2 protein-coding genes are annotated in these 2,456 nt (G+C 30.3%); both read left to right on the plus strand.

Annotated features, from left to right (window positions below; all coding sequences use genetic code 11):
• Nucleotides 1-713 (plus strand): MurR/RpiR family transcriptional regulator (locus tag ABZA26_RS12645; RefSeq protein WP_372714872.1); only part of this gene is annotated, 713 nt, incomplete at its 5' end.
• A 159-nt stretch (nt 714-872) separates the two neighbouring features.
• Nucleotides 873-2,456, plus strand: a 1,584-nt coding sequence (locus tag ABZA26_RS12650; protein WP_372714873.1) for a BCCT family transporter, incomplete at its 3' end; no start/stop codon positions are given.

A 2,456-nucleotide genomic window follows, 5' to 3' on the forward strand; every position in this document is an offset into this window, starting at 1 on the left:
GCATTAACTACACTAAATTGAACAATCTTGAAAAGAGTATAATCGAAACCATTAATAATTCAGATAAAATATCTGGTAAACTAAAAATTTATGAAGCTGCTGAGATTGCAAAGGTCTCTACATCTAAAATATCTAAACTTTCTAAGAAGTTAGGGTTTGATAATTATAAGCAGTTTATTAAATATCTTTCTAAAGAAACCCCTTTACCACAGAAAAAAGAAATTAATTTTGAGGAAAAAAGGATAATCGATTTTTTACAGAATTTTGATATAAATATTATAGATGACCTTCTTAAAACTATGGAAAAATATCAAAATATAATATTAGTTGGATATGGTCCTTCTCTTTTGGCAGCAGAATATTTTGCATATAAGTTGAAATTAGCTCTTAAAAAAAATGTTATAACATCTAGCGAAGAAATGGTGATAGAAAAACTTTACAACGAAAACACCTTATTAATTTTATTTTCTGTAAGTGGAAAATTTAAAAATAGCTCTGAGTTATTAAATAAACTTAACGGTAGAGGAGGTCATATAGTTCAAATATTAGACGAATATAATACCAATATTGAAATGGAAAAATTCTCACAGGTAATCTATTTGACACAGTCATTCCAAGATGAAAAACTATTACATTATGAAAAATCAAGAAGTATATTCTTTCTATTTTTTGAAAAATTTCTCCATAGAATGAGAGAGAATATCAAACTCTAATCTAAATAATAGTAAATATATCTACTAATAGTCATACCCTCTACCTATCCAGTTAAAAATCTATATAGTAGAGGATATGACTATTAATTTTTTTTAGAACGTTAAGATCAAATAAAGTTAGATTTTAAGTAGAAGAATTAAAAAAATAGGAGGAATATTATGTTTAAACAAATTAGGCCTATTGCTTTTTGGCCTGCTTTTATACTTTTAGTAGGTGCTTTAGCACTCAATTGGTGGTTTCCAGAGATATTTATCAGTAATGTTACAGCAGCAAGTAATTGGATGCTTGAAAATTTTGGCTGGGCTTTTAGTTTAACTGGATTTTTAGTTGTCATTGCTGTTATCAGCATGTATTTTTCAAAATTAGGCGAAATAAAAATAGGAGGAAGTGATGCAAAACCGCTAATGTCAAATTTTAACTGGTTTGCTATTACTTTATGCACAACCCTTGCAGCTGGTATAGTATTTTGGGGGACTGCTGAACCAATTTATCATTTGGCGTATCCACCAAAAACTTTAGGTATACGACCCCTCTCTCCAGAAGCTGCAAAATTTGCTATGGAAACAATGTTTTTACACTGGACAATTACTCCTTATGCAATATATGCATTGCCTACCGTTCTATTTGCTATTTCTTTTTATAACTTAAAAAAACCTTTTAGTATAGGTTCACAAATTTCTCCAATCACAGAAAAAATAGAAAGTGATAAATTTTATCAAATAATCGATGCAGTTTGCTTATTCAGTCTAAGTGCTGGTGCTGCTGCTGCTTTTGGAACTTCGACTTTAAATATTGGAGGTGCTCTTAATTCTATAACAGGAATTCAAAGTACTCCAAGTTTATGGTTCTTAATTTCAATTGCACTTGCTAGTATTTTTATATTTTCAGCGAGCACAGGAGTAATGAAAGGAATAAAAATACTTTCAAGATTAAATATGAAAGTATATTACTTAATAGTAGCATTTGTATTTTTTGTCGGACCTACTGCATATTGTCTAAACCTTGGAACTGAAGCTTTTGGTGGCTATTTATCGGGATTCTTTAGTAAAAGTTTATATACAGGAGGATCAGCAAATGAAATGTGGCCAAAAGGATGGACTATGTTTTATTGGGCAGTATGGATGGCTTGGGCTCCTGTTACTGCATGTTTTCTAGGAAGAATCTCCTACGGTAGAACTGTAAGAGAAATTTTAAATGTAAACTTTATTTTCCCATCTATATTCGGTGCTCTATGGATGGTTATATTTAGTGGAACCGCTATAAATTATCAATTAACAGGAAGAGTAGATCTTGTTAAGGTTTTAAACGAAGTAGGACCAGAAGCTGTAGGATATGCAATCCTTAGAGAAATGCCATTTTCTAATATAATCATTCCATTTTTTTTCATTATTGTGGTTATAACAGCTATAACAGCTTTTGATTCCACTACAAACGCTATGAGTGCTCTTTCAACAAAAAATATTTCTATAGAAAATCAAGAAGCTCCTACATCTTCTAAAGTAGTTTGGGGAATAATAGTTAGTTCTCTTGCTTTTATAATGATAAGTAAAACTGGTATTAACGGAATAAAAACTCTTTCTAATCTAGGAGGATTTCCTGCTATCATAATAGAATTCTTGGCTTGTATTTGTGTGTTTAAAATGATAAAGAATCCTAAAAAATATGAGTATCAGGAAAAAGTAGTTCAACAATCGTTTCAAGAGGAAAGGTTTGATGAAGTATCTAAAAGCTCTGAAGTATAC

It is taken from the genome of Ilyobacter sp. (assembly GCF_041583315.1).
In the GTDB taxonomy this organism is placed as follows: Bacteria; Fusobacteriota; Fusobacteriia; order Fusobacteriales; family Fusobacteriaceae; genus Ilyobacter.